This is a genomic window from Streptomyces sp. NPDC058650, assembly GCF_042717315.1.
Lineage (GTDB): Bacteria > Actinomycetota > Actinomycetes > Streptomycetales > Streptomycetaceae > Streptomyces.
The window spans coordinates 109,603-130,143 of record NZ_JBHXRL010000013.1; the positions used below are offsets into that span (position 1 = coordinate 109,603).

A 20,541-nucleotide genomic window follows, 5' to 3' on the forward strand; every position below is an offset into this window, starting at 1 on the left:
GGGCGGCCATGAGCGGGCCTCGGCCGGCTATGGGCGGCTGCACCTGGCGTACGAGAACGGGCGGCCACCCCCCTTGCTTGCGGGGGTGGCCGCCCGCCGTCCGGTCAGCGACCGGCTCTGGGCTCGTCGGGTGTGCGAGGCGTCAGTGCTCGTCGCCCGTCGTGCGGGCCGGCACGTCGGTGAGCCGGTCCGTCTCATCCTGTATCTCAGCGGCGATCTTCTTGAGTTCCGGCTCGAACTTGCGGCCGTGGTGGGCGCAGAAGAGCAAGTCACCTCCGCTGGTCAGGACGACGCGCAGGTACGCCTGGGCGCCGCAGCGGTCGCAGCGGTCAGCGGCCGTCAGGGGGCTCGCGGGGGTCAGAACAGTAGTCACGTCGCCTCTTCTCTAGCTCGACGAGCTGTCGTACCAGGGTCAACATCCAACCAGGCCGGAAACGTTCCCGCTCGTGGCTTTTCCTCGAAACTTTTTCCCAAGGTGGCTGTCTGCTGCCGGTTGGCGGCGAATGAGCCGTATTGCGTCGCTCTACGGATTTCGCGTTGCTTGTCTCGGTGCGTCCTCCCGGCGTGGTTGCCGGTTGTTGATGAGGACGTGCCCGGAGCCTAAATGGTTCATGCCTGGAAGGGAACGTGATGTTCGCGTCACCCCTTCGAGGGATCGAACATCCATACGACTCTGGACTAGCATGACGAAACGGGGAGGGTGGCGTGACAACGGCTCTACCAGGCATCGGTACCCTCTGACCGGTGAACGACGCCGGGCCTTACCCCACCGGGCCGGTTTTCAAATTCAGCGAGGAGCGAACCGCGTGACCGCCGAAACGTCCGTGCCGTCCAGTGCGCTGCTGACCGCAGACCGTGACGCTTCCAACTACACCGCGCGGCACCTGCTCGTACTCGAAGGGCTCGAAGCGGTCCGCAAGCGCCCCGGTATGTACATCGGGTCCACCGACAGCCGCGGCCTGATGCACTGCATCTGGGAGATCATCGACAACTCGGTCGACGAGGCCCTCGGCGGCTACTGCGACCACATCGACGTCATTCTCCACGACGACGGCTCCGTCGAGGTCCGGGACAACGGCCGGGGCATCCCGGTCGACGTCGAGCCGAAGACCGGTCTCTCCGGCGTCGAGGTCGTCATGACCAAGCTGCACGCCGGCGGAAAGTTCGGCGGCGGCTCGTACGCCGCCTCCGGCGGTCTGCACGGCGTCGGCGCCTCCGTGGTCAACGCCCTGTCGGCCCGCCTCGACGTCGAGGTCGACCGGAACAGCTCCACGCACTCCATCAGCTTCCGCCGCGGCGTGCCCGGCATCTTCACCGAGCAGGGCCCCGACAGCCCCTTCGACCCGGGCAACGGCCTGCGGAAGGGCAAGCGCGTCCCCAAGACCCGCACGGGCACGCGGGTCCGCTACTGGGCGGACCGGCAGATCTTCCTCAAGGACGCCAAGCTCTCGCTGGAGACGCTCCACCAGCGCGCCCGGCAGACCGCCTTCCTCGTGCCCGGCCTCACGATCGTCGTCCGCGACGAGCGGGACCTGGCCGGGATCGGCAAGAGCGAGGAGACCTTCCGCTTCGACGGAGGCATCAGCGAGTTCTGCGAGTACCTCGCGCAGGACAAGGCCGTCTGCGACATCCAGCGCCTCACCGGCACGGGGACCTTCAAGGAGACCGTCCCGGTCCTCGACGAGCGCGGGCACATGACCCCGACCGAGGTCACCCGCGAGCTCGCCGTCGACGTCGCCCTGCGCTGGGGCACCGGCTACGACGCCACGGTCAAGTCCTTCGTCAACATCATCGCCACCCCCAAGGGCGGCACCCACGTCTCCGGCTTCGAGCAGGCCATCACCAAGACGGTGAACGAAGTGCTCCGCTCGGCCAAGATGCTGCGCGTCGCCGAGGACGACATCGTCAAGGACGACGCCCTGGAGGGGCTCACGGCCGTCGTGACGGTCCGCCTCGCCGAGCCGCAGTTCGAGGGGCAGACGAAGGAGGTCCTGGGCACCTCCGCCGCCCGCCGGATCGTGGCGAACGTGGTCGCCAAGGAGCTCAAGGCCTTCCTGACCTCCACCAAGCGCGATGCCAAGGCGCAGGCCCGCGCCGTCCTGGACAAGGCCGTCGCCGCCGCCAGGACCCGGATCGCGGCCCGTCAGCACAAGGACGCGCAGCGCAGGAAGACCGCGCTCGAGTCCTCCTCCCTGCCGGCCAAGCTCGCCGACTGCCGCAGCGACGACGTGGAGCGCAGCGAGCTCTTCATCGTCGAGGGGGACTCCGCCCTCGGTACGGCCAAGCTCGCGCGCAACAGCGAGTTCCAGGCCCTGCTGCCGATCCGCGGCAAGATCCTCAACGTCCAGAAGTCCTCGGTCTCGGACATGCTCAAGAACGCCGAGTGCGGGGCGATCATCCAAGTCATAGGAGCGGGCTCGGGCCGCACCTTCGACATCGACGCGGCCCGCTACGGGAAGATCGTCCTGCTGGTCGACGCCGATGTCGACGGCGCGCACATCCGCTGCCTGCTGCTGACGCTCTTCCAGCGCTACATGCGGCCCATGGTCGAAGCGGGACGCGTCTTCGCCGCCGTGCCTCCGTTGCACCGGATCGAGCTCGTCCAGCCCAAGAAGGGCCAGGACAAGTACGTCTACACGTACTCGGACGGCGAGCTGCGGCAGACCCTGCTGGAATTCCAGCGCAAGGGCGTCCGCTACAAGGACTCCATCCAGCGCTACAAGGGTCTGGGCGAGATGGACGCCGACCAGCTCGCGGAGACCACGATGGACCCGCGCCACCGCACCCTGCGCCGGATCAACATCGGCGACCTGGACTCGGCGGAGCAGGTCTTCGACCTCCTCATGGGCAACGACGTGGCGCCCCGCAAGGAGTTCATCACCAGCTCGGCGGCGACGCTCGACCGCTCGCGCATCGACGCCTGACGGAGGTCACGCGCAGGACCGGGCCGTGCGGTACGCATATCAGCACGGCCCGGTCAGGTCACAGGGGGGAACTGTCACCTGATGGGGTGAAGAGAGGGAGGAGAAGAGTCCGGGATCTTCCCGCTCTGTCCATCCTTGGGCACGCGACCGAAACGGTTCGCTGACAAGGAGAGTTGGCCGGTGGAGCAGTACGACACGGCAGTGCCGCGGCAGCGCGATCCCAGCGCGGCGGAGATCTACCTGGAGGTCCAGCGGAGCCCCGCGTTCCAGGAAGTGCGCCGCCGCTACCGCCGCTTCGTCTTCCCGGCCGCCCTCGCGTTCCTGCTCTGGTACCTCGCCTACGTCGTCGCGGCGACCGCGGCGCCCGGGTTCATGGCGCGGCCCGTCGCCGGCGCGGTGAACGTGGCCATGGTCGCGGGGCTCGGGCAGTTCCTCACCACCTTCCTGTTGACCTGGGCCTACGCGCGCCACGCGCGGCTGCGCCGGGATCGGGCGGCCCTCGAACTCCGCTGGGACACGCAGGAGATGACCCGAGGGGTGGCGCAGCGGTGACCGGAGACCACCAGACCCTGGCGCTCGTGCTCTTCAGCGTCTTCATCGCCATCACCCTGGGGATCACCACCTGGGTGAGCCGCAACCGGCACGGATCGGCGGAGGAGTTCTACGCCGGGGGTCGGCTGTTCTCGCCTATGGAGAACGGTTTCGCCATCGCAGGCGACTACATGTCCGCGGCCTCCTTCCTCGGCATCTCCGGGCTGATCGCGCTCTACGGTTACGACGGCATGCTGTACTCCGTCGGCTTCCTCGTCGCCTGGCTGGTCGTCCTCCTGCTCGTCGCGGAACTCGTCCGCAACTGCGGGCGGTTCACGCTCGCGGACGTCGTCGCCGCGCGGATGTCCGAGCGGCCGGTGCGGATCGCCGCCGGAACCTCCTCCGTGGCCGTCTCCGTGCTCTACCTCGTGGCCCAGATGGTCGGCGCCGGAAGCCTGGTCGCGCTCCTGCTCGGCGGCACGAGCGAGGCGGCCCGCTCCTGGACCGTGATCGGCGTGGGGGCGCTGATGGTGATCTACGTGTCGCTCGGCGGCATGCGGGCCACCACCTGGATCCAGATCGTCAAGGCCGTCCTGCTCATGGCGGGCACGATCGTGCTCACCGTCCTCGTCCTGCTCCGCTTCCACGGCGACGTGAACAGCCTGCTCTCCACCGCGGCCGACCGCAGCGGCCACGGACGGGACTTCCTCGCCCCCGGGCTGCGCTACGGCGGCGACTGGACCGCACGCCTCGACTTCATCAGCCTCGGCATCGCCCTGGTCCTGGGCACCGCGGGACTGCCGCACATCCTGTCGCGCTTCTACACCGTGCCCACCGCCCGCGCCGCCCGCCGTTCCGTCGTCTGGTCCATCGGCCTCATCGGCAGCTTCTACCTGATGACCATCGTGCTCGGCTTCGGCGCCGCCGCCCTGATCGGACCCACGGAGGTCCGCGCCTCCAGCGCGTCGGGGAACACTGCCATCCCGCTGCTGGCCCTCGACCTCGGCGGCGGTGCGGGCTCCACCGGCGGCACCGTGCTCTTCGCCATCGTGGCCGCCGTCGCCTTCGCGACCATCCTCGCCGTCGTCGCCGGGATCACCCTCGCCTCCTCGGCCTCCGTCGCCCACGACCTGTACAGCTCGCTGCGCCGCCGGCACGCGAAGAAGCAGTACAGCGAGGTGACCGTGGCGCGGTTCGCGGCCGCCGGGATCGGCGCCGCCGCCATCGGGCTCGGACTGCTCGCCCGCGATCTCAACGTGGCCTTCCTCGTCGGCCTCGCCTTCGCGGTCGCCGCCTCCGCCAACCTGCCCGTCCTGCTCTACTCGCTGTTCTGGCGGAAGTTCACCACCCGGGGCGCGGTCTGGGCGGTGTACGGCGGGCTGGTCCCCGCGGTTCTGCTCGTCCTGCTGTCGCCGGTCGTCTCGGGCAGCCCGGAGGCACTGTTCCCCGGTGTCGACTTCCACGTCTTCCCGCTGCAGAACCCCGGCGTGGTCTCCATCCCGCTCGGGTTCCTCGCGGGCTGGATCGGTACGGTCACCTCGACCGAGCCGCCCGACGAGGCGCGGCACGCCGAGGCCGAGGTCCGGGCGCTGACCGGGGCCGGGGCCGTCTGAGAGGGAGAGCCCTCAGACGGTGGGCGGGTCTCACGAGGCGGGCGGTCTCAGACGGTGGGCGGGTCTCAGGGAGCGGGCGGTGAGGCCGCCCAGGCGTACCGGTGCTCGGGGCGGCCCGTCTCGCCGTACCGGAGCGAGAGGCTCACCCGGCCGGTGCGTTCGAGGAGCTTGAGGTAGCGCTGGGCGGTCTGGCGACTCACGCCGGCCCGCTCGGCGATCTCCTGAGCGGAGAGCGGCCCGCCGGCGGCGAGCAGGACCTGGCGGACCAGCTCGGCCGTCGTGGGGGAGTGCCCCTTCGGCAGGTCAGGGGCGACGGTGCCCGCCGCCAGGACCCCGAAGATCCGGTCCACCTCCGCCTGCTCCGCCTCGCCGCCCGCTCCCAGGGCGCGCCGCAGCGCCGCGTACGCCTCCAGCTTGGAGCGCAGCCCGGCGAAGTTGAACGGCTTGACCAGGTACTGGAGGGCGCCGTGGCGCATCGCCGCCTGCACGGTGGCCACGTCCCGGGCGGCGGTCACCATGATCACGTCGCACTGGTGGCCGCGCGCGCGGAGCTCCCGTACGGCGGCGAGGCCGTTCTCGTCCGGCAGGTAGTGGTCGAGGAGGATCAGGTCCACCGGGTGCTCGGCCAGGGCGGTCAGCGCCTCGGCGGTCGAGTGGGCGGTGGCGGACACCCGGAAGCCGGGGACCTTCGCGACGTACGCGGCGTTGATCCGCGCCACGAGCACGTCGTCGTCGACCACGAGCACGTCGATCATCGCGCCGCCTCCTCGGCGGGCTCCGGCGGGAGGGCGGTTCCGCCGGGCTCCGGTTCGGTCAGGGCGTCCGGGAGGACGACGGTGAACTCCGCGCCCCCGTCCGCGGCCGCGGCCACGCGGGCCGTGCCGCCCCGGCGCTCGGCCAGCCGACGGACGAAGGCGAGACCGAGCCCGCGCCTGCCGTGGGGCGGCGGCTCCTTCGTCGACCAGCCCTCGGTGAAGATCAGCTCGCGGCGCTCCTCGGGGACGCCGGGCCCGCTGTCCGTGACCCGCAGCACGACCGTGAGGACGTCGGTGCGGAACGCGACCTCGATCCGGGCGCCCGGCGTGCCCGCGACGGCGTCCAGGGCGTTGTCGACCAGATTGCCGACGACCGTGACCAGCTCACGGGGGTCGACGAGCCGGTCCGGAAGCAGGGACTCCGGGGAGATCCGCAGCGACACGCCGCGCTCGGCGGCGACGGTCGCCTTGCCGACCAGGAGCGCCGCGAGCAGCGGGTCGTGGACTTTCTCCGTGACCTGCTCGGCGGTCGCCCGGTGGACTCCGACCACCTCGGTGACGAACTCGACCGCCTCCTCGTGCATGTCCAGCTCCAGGAGGCCGAGGAGCGTGTGCAACCGGTTGGCGTGCTCGTGGTCCTGGGCGCGGAGGGCGTCGATCAGGCCCCGCGTCGAGTCCAGTTCGCGCCCGAGCCGCTCCAGCTCCGTGCGGTCGCGCAGGGTCGCGACGGCGCCGCCGTCGTCCGTGGGCATCCGGTTGGCGATCAGGACCCGGTGGCCCTGGACGGTGACGAGGTCCTCGCCCGTCACCCGGCCGGCGAGGACGTCGGCGGTACGGCCCTGGCCGAGGACCTCGTCCACGGGCCGGCCCGCGGCCTCGGGGCCGACGCCGAGGAGGCGCTGCGCCTCGTCGTTCACGAGCCGTACGGAGCCGGTGCGGTCGATGGCCACGACACCCTCCCGGATGCCGTGCAGCATGGCCTCGCGCTCGGCGAGCAGCGCGGAGATGTCGGAGAAGGCCAGGTCGTGCGTCTGCCGCTGGAGCCGTCGGGAGATCAGGTACGCGGCGAGGGCCCCGACCGCGAGCGCCCCGCCCGCGTACGCGAGGAGGCCGGGGATCGCGGCGAGGAGCCGGTCGCGGACGCTGTCGTACTCGATGCCGACGGATACCGCGCCGATGATCCGGCCGTCCGCGTCGCGCAGCGGTGCCTTGCCGCGCGCCGAGCGGCCGAGCGTGCCGCTGTCGATCTCCATCACCTCCCGCCCCGCGAGGACGGCGCTCGGGTCGGTGGAGACGCGCCGGCCGATCTGGGCGGGGTCGGTGTGGGACCAGCGCACTCCGCGGGTGTCCATGACGACGACGTACTCGGCGCCCGTGGCCACCCGGATCCGTTCGGCCTCCGTCTGCACCGGGCCCCGCGCCGCGGGCGGGGTGCCGACGAGGCCGGCGGCGAGCCCTGGGGAGGCGGTGGTCTCGGCGATGGCCAGGGCCCGCCGCATGGCCTGGTCGTCGAGCTGGGCGCTGAGCGGGGCGAGGAAGAGACCGGTGGCGAGGACGGTCACACCGGTCGCGATGGCCAACTGCATCAGCAGGACCTGCGCGAACACCCGCCGGGGCCACCCGAACCGCCGACGGCGCGCGAGGGGGCGCGCGGGGCTGGTCTGTGCGGGGCTCATGCCAGAAAAGGTAAGCGTCCGGGCCCCGGGACCGGAAATACGGGCCCTGGCGGGGGCCCGGGCGGTCCGGATGCGCCCGGGCGTCAGGCCGGCGGCGGCGGCCTCGTCGGCGCGACGGCGAGCCCGTCCGTACCCCCGCCCCGCATCGGACCCCCGGGTCGTGCCGGATCCCCGGCCGCGCCGCCTCGTAGGATGTCCCGGCCCTCCGGGTGATCCCCGTCTCCTGGCTGGGCCGGATCGCCGGGTGGTCCCGGGTCCCCGGGCGCGGCCGCGGTTTCCCGGCTGCGCCGGATCCCCGGCCCGCATCGGATGCCCGTGTCGTGCCGGATCCCGGGCGCGCCGGATCGCTAGGCGGTCCCGGATGCCCGTGCGGTCCTGGTTTCCTCGCTGGGCCCGTATCGCCCGGGGTGCCCCGGGTCCCGGGCGGTCCGGGCGGGCCTGAGCCGGATCCCGGCCGTCCCGGATCCAGGCCGTCGCGGATCTCGGCCGTACCGGATCCAGGCCGTCGGCGGCTGCCGGCCGTGCCGGAAGCCCGGGCGGTTCGGATCGGCCGGTGCTTTCGGCCGGGCTCGGACGATCACGCCTATCCTGGGGCCTTCCCACCACCGTGGGAAGGAATCCGCGACCGGAGGCACGACCCTTGAGCACGCAGCAGATCCCCGTCGTCGTCCTCGCCGGGTTTCTCGGGGCCGGGAAGACCACGCTTCTCAACCACCTGCTGCGTAGTGCCCGGGGTACCCGCATCGGGGTCATGGTCAACGACTTCGGGGACATCGGCATCGACGCGATGACGGTCGCCGGACAGGTCGGCTCCACCGTCTCCCTCGGCAACGGCTGCCTGTGCTGTGCGGTCGACGCGAGCGAGCTCGACGAGTACCTGGAGGTCCTGACCCGGCCCGAGTCCCGGCTCGACGTGATCGTCATCGAGGCGAGCGGCCTCGCCGAGCCACAGGAACTGGTCCGCATGGTCCTGGCCAGCGAGAACGAGCGGATCGTCTACGGAGGGCTCGTCCAGCTCGTCGACGCGGCCGAGTTCGACGCCACCCGCAGGCTCCACCCCGAGACCGACCGGCACCTCGCCCTCGCCGACCTCGTGGTCGTCAACAAGGCCGACCGGGTCTCGGAGGACCGCCTGCGGGCCGTCCGGGACACCGTGGCCGGCCTCGCGGGGCGCGCCGCCGTGGTCGAGACCTCCCACGGCAGGATCGAGCCGGAGCTGCTCTTCGACCGGGTCGCCCCCGAGGGCGAGATCGAGGGCCAGATGTCGATCGAGGACATCCTGTACGGCCCCGGCGACGACACCCATGCCCACCCGCACGCGGCCTACGAGACCCTCTCGCTGACGGCCTCGGTCCCGCTGCACCCGCGCCGGCTGATGACGTTCCTGGACTCCAGGCCCGAGGGTCTCTACCGGATCAAGGGGTTCGTCGACTTCGGCGCCGCCGACCCGGACAACCGCTACGCCGTTCACGCGGTCGGCCGCTTCCTGCGCTTCTACCCCGAGCCATGGCCCGCCGGCGAGGAGCGGCTCACCCAGCTCGTCCTGATCGGCTCCGGCATCGACGCCGCCGCCCTGCGCAAGGAGCTCGCCGGATGCGAGCAGAACGGTCCGCGGGACGCCCCCGACGAGCACAGCATGTGGGGCGTCCTGCGGTACGTGCGGCAGACCGACGAGGAGCCTGACCAGGTCCAGGACGCCACGCTCTCCTGACCTCCCGTCGGCCCGGTCGGCCCGGTCGGCTCAGAGGCTGTCGGCGGCGATCCTCCACGGCGTCGTCCGCGACGGCCTTGCCCATCGAGGCGGAGACCCCGGCGAACTGCGCGGCCTCACGCTCTGGGCGTCGTCGCCCGCGAGGGCCGGGATCGCGGCGAGTGGGATGAGCTGGGTGCCGTACGGGAGGTACGGGAAGACCCCTTTGGCGTCGGCCTTGCGGCCGGCCCCAAAGGGGTCCCTTCGTGATTGCCCGGACGGTCAGGCGGGGCCGGCCAGTGCGTCGACCGGCTGGGGCAGCGGCGTGCCCGAGCCGTCGCGGCGCGGGTCGACCTCCGGCAGCGGCACCGGGGTCCCGTTCTTCTGCGCGGCCCGTGCCGGGGTGGTGCCCGCCCAGGCCAGGATCAGGACGTCCTCGCCCTTCAGGAACCGCTGGCAGCGGACACCGCCCGTCGCACGGCCCTTGCGCGGGTACTGGTCGAACGGTGTCAGCTTCGCCGACGTACCCGCCGAGGCATCGAGGGTGCCGGTGGAGCCCGCGACGGTGAAGACCATGGCGTCCGCCGCCGGGTCCACGGCCGTGAACGAGAGCACCTCGGCGCCCGCGGTCAGCTTGACGCCCGCCATGCCGCCGGCCGGCCGGCCCTGCGGCCGTACCTGCGCGGCCGGGTAGCGGAGCAGTTGGGCGTCGGAGGTGATGAAGACCAGGTCCTCCTCGCCCGTCCGCAGCTCGGTCGCGCCGACGATCCGGTCACCGTCCTTGAGGGTGATGACCTCCAGCTCGTCCTTGTTCGCCGGGTAGTCCGGCACCACCCGCTTCACCACGCCCTGCAGCGTGCCGATCGCGAGACCCGGCGAGGACTCGTCGAGCGTGGTCAGGCAGACCACCGACTCGTCCGCCTCCAGGGACAGGAACTCCGAGAGCTGCGCGCCGCCCGCGAGGTTGGGGGTGGCCGCGGTGTCCGGGAGCTGCGGCAGGTCGATGACCGCGATCCGCAGCAGCCGGCCGTCCGAGGTCACCGCGCCGACGTCACCGCGCTGGGTGGCGGCCACCGCGGACACGATCAGGTCGTGCTTGGTGCGCGGCGCGTCCGGGTCGGCCGGAGGAAGCTCCGCCGTCGCCGTACGGGCCAGCAGACCCGTCGAGGAGAGCAGCACCCGGCACGGGTCGTCCGCGACCTCAAGGGGGACGGCCGCGATGGAGGAGCCAGCCGATTCGAGCAGGACCGTCCGCCGGTCGGTGGCGAACTTCTTGGCGACCGCGGCCAGTTCCGCCGAGACCAGCTTCCGCAGCTCCGCGTCGGAGTCGAGGATCCCGGTCAGCTCGTCGATCTCGCCGGTGAGCCGGTCGCGCTCGGTCTCCAGCTCGATGCGGTCGAACTTGGTGAGGCGGCGCAGCGGGGTGTCCAGGATGTACTGCGTCTGGATCTCGCTCAGCGAGAAGCGCTCCATCAGGCGCTCCTTGGCCTGAGCGGAGTTGTCGCTCTCCCGGATGATCCGGATGACCTCGTCGATGCCGACGAGCGCGACGAGCAGGCCCTCCACGAGGTGCAGCCGGTCGCGCTTCTTGGTCCGGCGGAACTCGGAGCGGCGGCGGACGACCTCGAAGCGGTGGTCGAGGTAGACCTCCAGGAGCTCCTTCAGGCCGAGCGTGAGCGGCTGACCGTCCACCAGCGCCACGTTGTTGATGCCGAAGGACTCCTCCATCGGCGTCAGCTTGTAGAGCTGCTCCAGGACCGCCTCCGGCACGAAGCCGTTCTTGATCTCGATGACGAGACGCAGGCCGTGGTTGCGGTCGGTGAGGTCCTTGACGTCCGCGATGCCCTGGAGCTTCTTGGAGCCGACGAGGTCCTTGATCTTGGAGATGACCTTCTCGGGGCCGACCGTGAAGGGCAGCTCGGTCACGACGATGCCCTTGCGGCGCGCCGTCACGTTGTCCACGGTCGCCGTGGCGCGGATCTTGAACGTGCCGCGGCCGTTCTCGTACGCGTCCTTGATGCCGGACAGGCCGACGATCCGGCCGCCGGTCGGCAGGTCGGGGCCGGGCACGAAGCGCATCAGCGTCTCGAGGTCGGCGCTCGGGTGGCGGATCAGATGGCGGGCCGCCGCGATCACCTCGCCGAGGTTGTGCGGCGGCATGTTGGTCGCCATGCCGACCGCGATCCCCGACGCGCCGTTGACCAGCAGGTTCGGATAGGCGGCGGGCAGCGCCACCGGCTCCTGCTCCTGGCCGTCGTAGTTCGGCGAGAAGTCGACCGTGTCCTCGTCGATGGACTCCGTCATCAGCAGCGCGGCCGGGGCCATCCGCGACTCCGTGTACCGCATGGCGGCGGGCGGGTCGTCGTTGCCGAGGGAGCCGAAGTTGCCGTGGCCGTCGACGAGGGGCAGCCGCATGGAGAAGGGCTGTGCCATGCGGACCATGGCGTCGTAGATCGACGCGTCGCCGTGCGGGTGGAGCTTGCCCATCACCTCGCCGACGACACGGGCGCACTTCACGAACCCGCGATCGGGCCTGAGCCCCATCTCGCCCATCTGGTAGACGATGCGGCGCTGGACGGGCTTCATGCCGTCGCGGGCGTCGGGGAGGGCGCGCGAGTAGATCACCGAGTACGCGTACTCGAGGAAGGAGCCCTGCATCTCGTCGACGACGTCGATGTCGAGGATCCTCTCCTCGTACGCGTCGTTCGGCGGCGGTGTCTTCGTGCTGCGGCGGGCCATCGCGGCTGCGGCTCCTTCACCAACAAGGTTGATCTGACGCGGACCATTGTGGACTGTGCCACCGACAACGCCGACCGCGACCCGGAAGAGGGACATCCGGAAGGGGCGGGAACTTCGCGAGGTGTCGGCGCGCTTGCATACAGTGGCAGGACTTTTTCACATCGCGATCGAAGGGACGTACATGCCCATGGGTCACACGGCCACGGCCGAGGCCGGCTCCGGCGGCCTGACAGCGACCGAGCACCGGTTGGCGAACGGCCTGCGCGTGGTGCTCTCGGAGGACCACCTGACCCCGGTCGCCGCGGTCTGCCTCTGGTACGACGTCGGTTCGCGTCACGAGGTCGAGGGCCGCACGGGCCTCGCGCACCTCTTCGAGCACCTGATGTTCCAGGGTTCGAAGCAGGTCCACGGGAACGGGCACTTCGAGCTGGTGCAGGGCGCGGGCGGCTCGCTCAACGGCACGACGAGCTTCGAGCGCACCAACTACTTCGAGACCATGCCCACCCACCAGCTGGAGCTCGCGCTCTGGCTGGAGGCCGACCGCATGGGCTCGCTGCTCGCGGCCCTGGACGACGAGTCCATGGAGAACCAGCGGGACGTCGTCAAGAACGAGCGCCGCCAGCGGTACGACAACGTGCCGTACGGCACGGCCTTCGAGAAGCTGACCGCGCTGGCCTACCCGGAGGGCCACCCGTACCACCACACGCCCATCGGCTCCATGGCGGACCTGGACGCCGCCACGCTGGAGGACGCGCGGAACTTCTTCCGCACGTACTACGCGCCGAACAACGCGGTGCTGTCGGTCGTCGGCGACATCGACCCGCAGGAGACCCTCGCCTGGGTCGAGAAGTACTTCGGCTCCATCCCCTCCCACGACGGCAAGCTGCCCCCGCGCGACGGCTCGCTGCCCGACGTCATGGGCTCGGAGCAGCGCGTGGTCCTCGTCGAGGATGTCCCGGCGCGCGCGCTGATGGCCGCCTACCGGCTGCCGCACGACGGCACGCGCGAGTGCGACGCGGCCGACCTGGCCCTGACGGTCCTCGGCGGTGGCGAGTCCTCCCGCCTGCACAACCGCCTGGTCCGCCGGGACCGGACGGCCGTCGCCGCCGGCTTCGGCCTGCTGCGCCTCGCCGGGGCCCCCTCGCTGGGCTGGCTGGACGTCAAGACCTCCGGCGGCGTCGAGGTCCCGCAGATCGAGGCCGCCGTCGACGAGGAGCTCGCCCGCTTCGCCGCCGAGGGCCCGACGCCCGAGGAGATGGAGCGCGCGCAGGCCCAGTTGGAGCGCGAGTGGCTCGACAGGCTCGGCACCGTCGCGGGCCGCGCCGACGAACTGTGCCGGTTCGCCGTGCTGTTCGGCGACCCGCAGCTCGCCCTCACCGCCGTCGACCGGGTCCTCGACATCACCGCCGAGGAGGTGCAGGCGGCCGCCAAGGCCACGCTGCGCCCCGACAACCGCGCGGTGCTCGTCTACGAGCCGGTGGCCACCGAACAGAGCGACAGCGACGAGGAAGAGGGAGCGGACCAGTGACCGACGCTGCCGTGTCTTTGACGAGCATGGACTTCCACCCGCAGCCCGAGCCGGGCGTCGCCAGGCCCTGGGCCTTCCCGGCCCCGGACCGCGGCTCCCTGGCCAACGGCCTGACCCTGCTGACCAGCCACCGCCCCGGCCAGCAGGTCGTGGCCGTGGAGCTCTTCCTGCCGGCCCCCCTGGACGCCGAGCCGGCCGGTCTCGACGGCGTCGCCACGATCATGGCCCGCGCGCTCTCCGAGGGCACGGACCAGCGCGACGCCGAGGAGTTCGCGGCCGAGCTGGAGCGCTGTGGTGCGACGCTCGACGCCCACGCCGACCACCCCGGCGTGCGGGTCTCCCTCGAGGTGCCCGTCTCCCGGCTGCCCAAGGCGCTCGGGCTGCTCTCCGAGGCGCTGATCGCCCCGGCGTTCCTGGACACCGAGATCGAGCGCCTCGTGCACAACCGCCTCGACGAGATCCCGCACGAGACGGCCAACCCGGCCCGCCGCGCCGCCAAGCAGCTCTCCAAGGAGCTGTTCCCGGCCGAGGCCCGGATGTCCCGGCCGCGCCAGGGCACCGAGGAGACCGTCCAGGCGATCGACGCCGCCGCGGTCCGCGCCTTCTACGAGGCGTACGTCCGGCCCGCCACGGCCACGGCGGTGGTCGTCGGCGACCTGACCGGCGTCGACCTGGACAAGGTCCTCGCCGAGACGCTGGGCGCCTGGACCGGCGAGCCGGCCGAGCCGCTCCCGATGCCGCCGATCACCGCGGACGACACCGGACGGGTCGTCATCGTGGACCGTCCCGGCGCCGTCCAGACCCAGTTGCTGATCGGCCGGATCGGTGCCGACCGGCACGACAGCGTCTGGGCCGCCCAGGTCCTCGGCACGTACTGCCTCGGCGGGACGCTGACCTCGCGGCTCGACCGGGTCCTGCGCGAGGAGAAGGGCTACACGTACGGCGTGCGGGCCTTCGGGCAGGTGCTCCGCTCCGACGCCGAGGGGAACGGCGCCTCGATGCTCGCCATCAGCGGCTCGGTCGACACCCCCAACACCGGCCCGGCACTTGACGACCTGTGGAAGGTGCTGCGGACCCTCGCGGCGGAGGGCCTCACGGACGCCGAGCGCGAGACGGCCGTGCAGAACCTGGTGGGGGTGGCGCCCCTCAAGTACGAGACGGCCGCCTCGGTCGCCGGGACGCTCGCCGACCAGGTCGAGCAGCACCTCCCGGACGACTACCAGGCCCAGTTGTACGCGCGTCTCGCCGAGACGGGCACGGTCGAGGCGACCGCGGCCGTGGTCAACGCCTTCCCCGTGGACCGGCTCGTGACCGTGCTCGTGGGCGACGCGGCGCAGATCGCGGAGCCGGTGCGCGCGCTCGGCATCGGTGAAGTCACCGTGGTGACCGGCTGATCGCACCCGCCGACCCGGCGACGGAAGGCCTCGACGTCATGATTTCGTCGAGGCCTTCCGCTTTGCCCGAATTGAGGGCAAGGGTGGCTGTCTGCCCTGTGGCATGTCTTACAAACGGGCCTGTCTGTTTGGTGATCGACAGACGATCCCATAGCGTCGGTGCGGCTGTTCGTCAGGTGCACGTGCCGCATTCGCGGCAACGGACAGTCATCGCCGAGTCCCCGTCAGGCGCGAGCCTGGGGAGCCGGGGACCCACACAGTCCCTGGGGTGAATCGGGCGCCTTCGTCACGTACGGAGGGGCTCGTAGGAGACCTTCCTGCTCCGAACCCGTCAGCTAACCCGGTAGGCGAGAAGGAAGGAAAGGATCAGCCCCTACATGGCGTTCACCCGTGCCACCGGGAAGCATCGTGGTCCGAGCCGGATGGCGCGCCGCAGCGTGGGCATCGCCGGCGTAGCGACGCTCGCCACCACCGGCGTCATCGGAACCTTCGCCTCCCCGGCGCTCGCCGCCGACACGGACAACCGCTCCGCCGAGGACACCGGCCTCACGCAGGTGATCACCGAGGACTCGCTCGCGGACCGGATCGACGCCCAGGCCGCCGCCCAGGAGCAGGAGGCCTTCGAGGCCATCGTCAAGGCGAAGGCCCAGGCAGAGGCCCGCGCCGAGGCGAAGCGCAAGGCGGAGGCCCGCGCCAAGGAGGTCCGCGAGGAGCGCGAGCGCGCCGCCCGCGAGGCCGAGCGCCGGCGACTCGACTCCTTCCAGCTCCCCGTGGGCGGCTCGTACGTGACCACCGGCTACAAGACCGGTGGCTCGCTCTGGTCCTCCGGCAGCCACTCCGGCATCGACTTCCACGCCTCCTACGGCAGCTCGGTCGTCTCCGTCGGCTCCGGCACCGTCGTCGAGGCCGGCTGGGGCGGGGCGTACGGCAACAACATCGTCATCCAGATGAACGACGGCACGTACACCCAGTACGGTCACCTCTCGTCCATCGGGGTCTACGTCGGCCAGACCGTCGAGCCGGGCCAGCAGATAGGCATCTCGGGCTCGTCCGGCAACTCGACCGGCCCGCACCTCCACTTCGAGGCGCGGACGGGCTCCGACTACGGCTCGGACCTGAACCCCATCTCCTACCTCCGCGCCCGCGGCGTCAGCCTCTGACGTCACGCGGATCGCGTCGCAAAAGCCCCGGCTCGTACTGAGCCGGGGCTTTTCGCTGACCGAAACATATGGCTGGATTCCATGGGGGCATCGGAAATTCCGGCCTGCTGCAATAGAGTCGCGGAACAGACGCAGAACGGACGCGGAACAGGCGTCGCTCGAATTGTCTCTCGCGGACCAAGGCGGAGGTCGGACATGCGCGTACCCGCGCAATCGGTATGCACGGCGATCCGGGACGACATCGTCTCCGGCGTCTTCGAGCGGGGCGGGCGGCTGACCGAGGAGCAGCTCGCGCGCCGCTACGGGGTCTCCCGTGTCCCGGTCCGCGAGGCCCTGCGCACCCTGGAGTCCGAGGGCTTCGTCGTCACCCGCCGCCACGCCGGCGCCCATGTCGCCGAGCCCACCGAGCAGGAGGCGGCCGATCTGCTCGACATGCGGGCCCTGCTCGAACCGCTGGGCGCCGCCCGCGCCGCGCAGCGGCGTACCGAGGCGCACCTGAAGGTCCTGCGCGGCCTGGTCAGGCTGGGGCAGGAGCGGGCCAGACGCGGCCAGGGCGAGGATCTGCGCTCGCTCGGGGGCTGGTTCCACGAGACGCTGGCGCAGGCCTCCGGCAGCCCGGCCCTGACCGCGCTGCTCACCCAGCTGCGGCACAAGATCGCCTGGATGTACGCGGTCGACCACCCCGCCCACCCTGTGGAGGCCTGGTCCGAGCACGGCGCCATCGTGGACGCCGTCGCGCGTGGCGACGCCGAGCGGGCCAGGGCGCTGACGGCGCTGCACGCGGAGCGCTCGCTGGGTCTGTACCGGCTCAAAAGGCCGGAGCGCGGCCGTGTGAGGGTTTCGCAACATGCCGTCAACACGGCGAGCGGCCGGAATTAACGCGCGCACCGTATACAAAGAATAGGAATTCGACGGAGCTTATTCGTGCTGCCCGGAAACACCGGCTCCGGAAAAGCGAAAACCGCGACCACCGGAATTCCGGAGGTCGCGGTTTCGTCGTACGGGGAGCGCGGGGTCAGACGGTCTCGGGGAGCTCGTCGAGTCCCTCGGCGACCAGCTTCGCGAGACGGTCGAGCGCGATCTCGGCGCCCTCGGCCTCCGAAGCGAGGACGATCTCCTCGCCGCCCTGCGCGCCCAGACCGAGCACCGCGAGCATCGAGGCGGCGTTCACGGGGGTGCCGTCGGACTTGGCGATCGTCACCGGAACGCCGGAAGCCGTGGCGGCACGGACGAAGATGGACGCGGGGCGGGCGTGGAGGCCCTCGGCCCAGCCGACGTTGACGCGGCGCTCAGCCATGGTGTTGCCCTTCAAGTCTCAAGCGGGTTGTCTAGACCAGTCTCTCATGTGGCGCGCGGTGCTCGTGCCGACCTTCGACCCGGACCGGACCGGCGTTCGGTCCTCCCCACCTTGCACGGCACGCACCCGCCGCGCGACCGGTGCCGGTGTCGTACACCGGCCGTAGGCTGGCCCCATGCAGAGCGCGTCGGAGCAGTCGGAAGCGGCGGATCGACCGGCACCACCGGCATCACCGGAGCACGCCTATCCCGATCACTGGGAGGCGGACGTGGTGCTCCGGGACGGCGGCACCGCGCGCATCAGGCCCATCACCGCCGACGACGCCGACCGGCTGGTCAGCTTCTACGAGCAGGTGTCGGACGAGTCGAAGTACTACCGCTTCTTCGCGCCCTACCCGCGGCTCTCCGCCAAGGACGTCCACCGGTTCACCCACCACGACTTCGTCGACCGGGTGGGCCTCGCCGCGACCGTGGGCGGCGAGTTCATCGCCACCGTCCGCTACGACCGCATCGACGACCGCGGCATGCCCGCCTCGGGACCGGCCGACGAGGCCGAGGTCGCCTTCCTCGTCCAGGACGCGCACCAGGGACGCGGAGTCGCCTCCGCCCTCCTCGAACACATCGCCGCGGTCGCGCGCGAGCGGGACATCCGGCGCTTCGCCGCGGAGGTGCTCCCCGCCAACAACAAGATGATCAAGGTCTTCACGGACGCGGGCTACACCCAGAAGCGGAGCTTCGAGGACGGCTCCGTCCGGCTCCACCTCGACCTCGAACCCACCGACCGCTCCCTCGCCGTCCAGCGCGCGCGGGAGCAGCGCGCGGAGGCCCGGTCCGTCCAGCGGCTCCTCACCCCCCGCTCCGTCGCCGTCGTCGGCGCCGGGCGCGCACCCGGCGGTGTCGGCCGGACCGTCCTCCGCAATCTCCTCGGCTCCGGCTTCACCGGCCGCGTCCACGCGGTGAACGCCGCGCTCACCGACGGTCCGGCGGAGCTCGACGGAGTCCCCGCCCACCCCTCGGTCGCGGCCATCGGCGAGCCCGTGGACCTGGCGATCGTCGCCGTCCCCGCCGAGCGCGTGCCGGAGGTCGTCGCCGACTGCGGCGAGCACGGAGTGCTGGGCCTCGTCGTCCTCTCCGCCGGATACGCGGAGAGCGGCCCGGCCGGCCGGGAGCGCCAGCGCCAGCTCGTACGACAGGCCCGCTCGTACGGGATGCGGATCATCGGGCCCAACGCGTTCGGGATCATCAACACCTCCGAGGACGTCCGGCTCAACGCCTCACTCGCCCCCCACATGCCGGCCGCCGGGCGGATCGGGCTCTTCACCCAGTCCGGCGCGATCGGGATCGCGCTCCTCGCCGGCCTCCACCGGCACGGCGCGGGGCTCTCCTCCTTCATCTCGGCAGGCAACCGCGCGGACGTGTCCGGGAACGACTTCCTCCAGCACTGGTACGACGACCCGGGTACGGACGTCGTCCTCCTCTATCTGGAGTCGATCGGCAACCCCCGGAAGTTCACCCGGCTGGCCCGCCGCACCGCCGCGGTCAAACCGGTCGTGGTCGTCAAGGGCGCCCGGCACAGCGGCAGCGCGCCGCCCGGCCACCGGGTGCCCGTCACCCGCATCCCGCACGCCACGGTCTCCGCGCTGCTGCGCCAGGCCGGGGTGATCCGCGTCGACACGGTCACCGAACTCGTGGACGCCGGACTGCTCCTCGCCGCCCAGCCGCTGCCCGCCGGGCCCAGGGTCGCGATCCTCGGCAACTCCGAGTCGCTCGGCCTTCTCACGTACGACGCCTGCCTGACCGAGGGACTGCGCCCGCTGCGGCCGCTCGACCTGACGACCGCGGCGGGCCCGGCCGACTTCCGGGACGCGCTGGCCGCGGCGCTCGCGGACGAGACGTCCGACGCGGTCGTGGTGACCGCGATCCCCTGGGTCGGGGAGAACGGCGCCACCGAGTCCGGCGACGGGGAGGTCCTCGCGGCCTCCCTGCGCGAGGCCGTCGCGTCCGTACCCGCCCCGGCGAAGCCCGTCGTCGTCGTCCACGTCGAGATGGGCGGCCTCGCGGAGGCCCTCGCGGTCGCGACGAGCACGAGGCCGGCACCGACGGGCACGAGGCCGGCACCGGCCGGGACCCGTACGGCATCGGCTCCGGCCCGCCCCGCGACGGAAGCCGTCACGGGGGCCGCCCCGACCGCCGGGGAGACCGCCGCCCCGGGCTCCGCCCCGAGCACCGGCCCGGCCGCCGACCTGGCCGCCGATCCGGCCGCCGACCCGACCGCGGACCCGGCCACCGATCCTGCCGCCGCCGCCGCCGACCCGGCCCCCGGCCGGCAGGCCACCATTCCCGCCTATCCCGCCGCCGAGCGCGCCGTGCGGGCCCTGGCCGAGGCCGTGCGGTACGGGCAGTGGCGGCGGCAGGCCGCCGAGCCCGGACGGGTGCCCGAGTACGAGGACATCGACGAGCCAGGCGCCGCCGCGCTCATCGAGCGTGTGCTCGGCGACGGCGACGGCGGCGACGGCGGCGAAACGGACACGCGGGGTGTGACCCTCGACACCGCGGACGCGGGGGAACTGCTCTCGCGGTACGGGATCACCGTCCTGCCCACCCTCCCCGCGCCCAGCCCCGACGAGGCCGTCGCCGCCGCCCGCCGGCTCGGCTACCCCGTCGCGCTCAAGACGACCGCGCCCCACCTGCGTCACCGTCCCGACCTCGGCGGTGTCCGGCTGGACCTGGCCACCGAGGAACAGCTCCGCACCGCCTACGCCGAGCTGACCGAGGTCCTCGGCAAGCCCGAGGAGCTCCAGCCCGTCGTCCAGGCGATGGTGCCGCGGGGCGTCGACACCCTCGTCCGCTCCGCCATCGACCCCGCCGTCGGAGCCGTCCTCTCCTTCGGGCTCTCCGGCGCGGCCTCCGAGCTCCTCGGCGACACGGCCCACCGGCTGGTCCCGGCCACCGACCGGGACGCCGCCGAGCTCGTCCGTTCCATCCGCACCGCCCCGCTGCTCTTCGGCTGGCGCGGATCCGCCCCGGTCGACACCCCCGCCCTGGAGGAACTCCTGCTCAGGGTCTCCCGGCTCGTCGACGACCACCCGGAGGTGGTGGCGGTCTCCCTGGAGCCGGTCGTCGTGGCCCCGGGCGGACTGTCCGTCCTCGGAGCCACCGTCCGGCTGGCCCCGCCCCCGCCCCGGACCGACCTCGGCCCGCGCCGCCTGCCGAGTTACTGAGGATCTGAGGGGGC

General features: G+C 72.0%; 14 protein-coding genes and 1 riboswitch. Of the genes, 9 read left to right on the forward strand and 5 right to left on the reverse strand.

Going from position 1 to position 20,541, the window contains the following annotated elements; translation table 11 throughout:
* Positions 1-142 precede the first annotated feature (142 nt).
* Positions 143-373 (reverse strand): hypothetical protein, encoded by a 231-nt coding sequence (locus ACFWWU_RS23245; protein WP_024754955.1) that lies wholly within the window; start codon positions 371-373, stop codon positions 143-145.
* A 433-nt stretch (positions 374-806) separates the two neighbouring features.
* Here ACFWWU_RS23245 and ACFWWU_RS23250 point away from each other — a divergent pair, with 433 nt between their 5' ends.
* From ACFWWU_RS23250 to ACFWWU_RS23260, 3 genes are all read left to right on the forward strand, one after another.
* A complete protein-coding gene (locus tag ACFWWU_RS23250; protein ID WP_384147740.1) occupies positions 807-2,924 on the forward strand; it encodes a type IIA DNA topoisomerase subunit B in 2,118 nt (705 codons plus the stop codon).
* Between the two features lie 114 nt (positions 2,925-3,038).
* Positions 3,039-3,476: a DUF485 domain-containing protein gene (locus tag ACFWWU_RS23255; RefSeq protein ID WP_384147819.1), complete on the forward strand. Its 438-nt coding sequence runs from the start codon at positions 3,039-3,041 to the stop codon at positions 3,474-3,476.
* The gene (locus ACFWWU_RS23260; protein WP_384147741.1) at positions 3,473-5,068 is read left to right on the forward strand and encodes a cation acetate symporter; all 1,596 of its coding nucleotides are present in this window, start codon (positions 3,473-3,475) and stop codon (positions 5,066-5,068) included. Before ACFWWU_RS23255 ends, ACFWWU_RS23260 begins: the two co-directional genes overlap by 4 nt.
* A gap of 65 nt (positions 5,069-5,133) precedes the next feature.
* On the opposite strand, the gene ACFWWU_RS23265 is transcribed toward ACFWWU_RS23260, so the two are convergent.
* Entirely contained in the window at positions 5,134-5,823 is a 690-nt protein-coding gene (locus ACFWWU_RS23265; protein WP_384147742.1) for a response regulator, read from the reverse strand.
* Positions 5,820-7,499 carry an ATP-binding protein gene (locus ACFWWU_RS23270; protein WP_384147743.1) on the reverse strand — a complete coding sequence of 560 codons (1,680 nt, stop codon included), beginning with the start codon at positions 7,497-7,499 and terminating at the stop codon, positions 5,820-5,822. The genes ACFWWU_RS23265 and ACFWWU_RS23270 overlap by 4 nt, the downstream gene beginning before the upstream one ends.
* Before the next feature lie 640 nt (positions 7,500-8,139).
* Between ACFWWU_RS23270 and ACFWWU_RS23275 the strand changes: the two genes are divergently transcribed.
* Positions 8,140-9,210 carry a CobW family GTP-binding protein gene (locus ACFWWU_RS23275; protein ID WP_384147744.1) on the forward strand — a complete coding sequence of 357 codons (1,071 nt, stop codon included), beginning with the start codon at positions 8,140-8,142 and terminating at the stop codon, positions 9,208-9,210.
* A 261-nt stretch (positions 9,211-9,471) separates the two neighbouring features.
* Here the strand turns inward: ACFWWU_RS23275 and ACFWWU_RS23280 are convergent, their stop codons facing one another.
* Positions 9,472-11,928, reverse strand: coding sequence for a DNA topoisomerase (ATP-hydrolyzing) subunit A (locus ACFWWU_RS23280; RefSeq protein ID WP_384147745.1), 2,457 nt, complete (start codon positions 11,926-11,928; stop codon positions 9,472-9,474).
* A 181-nt stretch (positions 11,929-12,109) separates the two neighbouring features.
* Between ACFWWU_RS23280 and ACFWWU_RS23285 the strand changes: the two genes are divergently transcribed.
* The 4 genes from ACFWWU_RS23285 to ACFWWU_RS23300 all read left to right on the forward strand — a co-directional run bounded on the left by ACFWWU_RS23285 (position 12,110) and on the right by ACFWWU_RS23300 (position 16,889).
* A complete protein-coding gene (locus ACFWWU_RS23285; protein ID WP_384147746.1) occupies positions 12,110-13,456 on the forward strand; it encodes a M16 family metallopeptidase in 1,347 nt (448 codons plus the stop codon).
* A gap of 26 nt (positions 13,457-13,482) precedes the next feature.
* The gene (locus ACFWWU_RS23290; RefSeq protein WP_384147820.1) at positions 13,483-14,850 is read left to right on the forward strand and encodes a M16 family metallopeptidase; all 1,368 of its coding nucleotides are present in this window, start codon (positions 13,483-13,485) and stop codon (positions 14,848-14,850) included.
* A gap of 201 nt (positions 14,851-15,051) precedes the next feature.
* Positions 15,052-15,215: riboswitch (cyclic di-AMP (ydaO/yuaA leader) on the forward strand.
* Between the two features lie 12 nt (positions 15,216-15,227).
* Positions 15,228-16,010 (forward strand): M23 family metallopeptidase, encoded by a 783-nt coding sequence (locus ACFWWU_RS23295; RefSeq protein WP_384147747.1) that lies wholly within the window; start codon positions 15,228-15,230, stop codon positions 16,008-16,010.
* 195 nt (positions 16,011-16,205) lie between these two features.
* Positions 16,206-16,889, forward strand: coding sequence for a GntR family transcriptional regulator (locus ACFWWU_RS23300; protein WP_384147748.1), 684 nt, complete (start codon positions 16,206-16,208; stop codon positions 16,887-16,889).
* A gap of 136 nt (positions 16,890-17,025) precedes the next feature.
* On the opposite strand, the gene ACFWWU_RS23305 is transcribed toward ACFWWU_RS23300, so the two are convergent.
* Positions 17,026-17,307, reverse strand: coding sequence for an HPr family phosphocarrier protein (locus tag ACFWWU_RS23305; RefSeq protein ID WP_384147749.1), 282 nt, complete (start codon positions 17,305-17,307; stop codon positions 17,026-17,028).
* 175 nt (positions 17,308-17,482) lie between these two features.
* On the opposite strand from ACFWWU_RS23305, the gene ACFWWU_RS23310 reads away from it, so the two are divergent.
* The gene (locus ACFWWU_RS23310) at positions 17,483-20,527 is read left to right on the forward strand and encodes a GNAT family N-acetyltransferase (RefSeq protein ID WP_384147750.1); all 3,045 of its coding nucleotides are present in this window, start codon (positions 17,483-17,485) and stop codon (positions 20,525-20,527) included.
* The last annotated feature ends 14 nt before the right edge of the window (positions 20,528-20,541 follow it).

Excerpts from the sequence above, each read along its gene's own strand:
- ACFWWU_RS23265 (WP_384147742.1), bottom strand. The coding sequence starts at position 5,823 with ATGATCGACGTGCTCGTGGTCGACGACGACGTGCTCGTGGCGCGGATC.
- ACFWWU_RS23270 (WP_384147743.1), bottom strand. The coding sequence starts at position 7,499 with ATGAGCCCCGCACAGACCAGCCCCGCGCGCCCCCTCGCGCGCCGTCGG.
- ACFWWU_RS23280 (WP_384147745.1), bottom strand. The coding sequence starts at position 11,928 with ATGGCCCGCCGCAGCACGAAGACACCGCCGCCGAACGACGCGTACGAG.
- ACFWWU_RS23285 (WP_384147746.1), top strand. The coding sequence starts at position 12,110 with ATGCCCATGGGTCACACGGCCACGGCCGAGGCCGGCTCCGGCGGCCTG.
- ACFWWU_RS23290 (WP_384147820.1), top strand. The coding sequence starts at position 13,483 with ATGGACTTCCACCCGCAGCCCGAGCCGGGCGTCGCCAGGCCCTGGGCC.
- ACFWWU_RS23295 (WP_384147747.1), top strand. The coding sequence starts at position 15,228 with ATGGCGTTCACCCGTGCCACCGGGAAGCATCGTGGTCCGAGCCGGATG.
- ACFWWU_RS23300 (WP_384147748.1), top strand. The coding sequence starts at position 16,206 with ATGCGCGTACCCGCGCAATCGGTATGCACGGCGATCCGGGACGACATC.
- ACFWWU_RS23305 (WP_384147749.1), bottom strand. The coding sequence starts at position 17,307 with ATGGCTGAGCGCCGCGTCAACGTCGGCTGGGCCGAGGGCCTCCACGCC.
- ACFWWU_RS23310 (WP_384147750.1), top strand. The coding sequence starts at position 17,483 with ATGCAGAGCGCGTCGGAGCAGTCGGAAGCGGCGGATCGACCGGCACCA.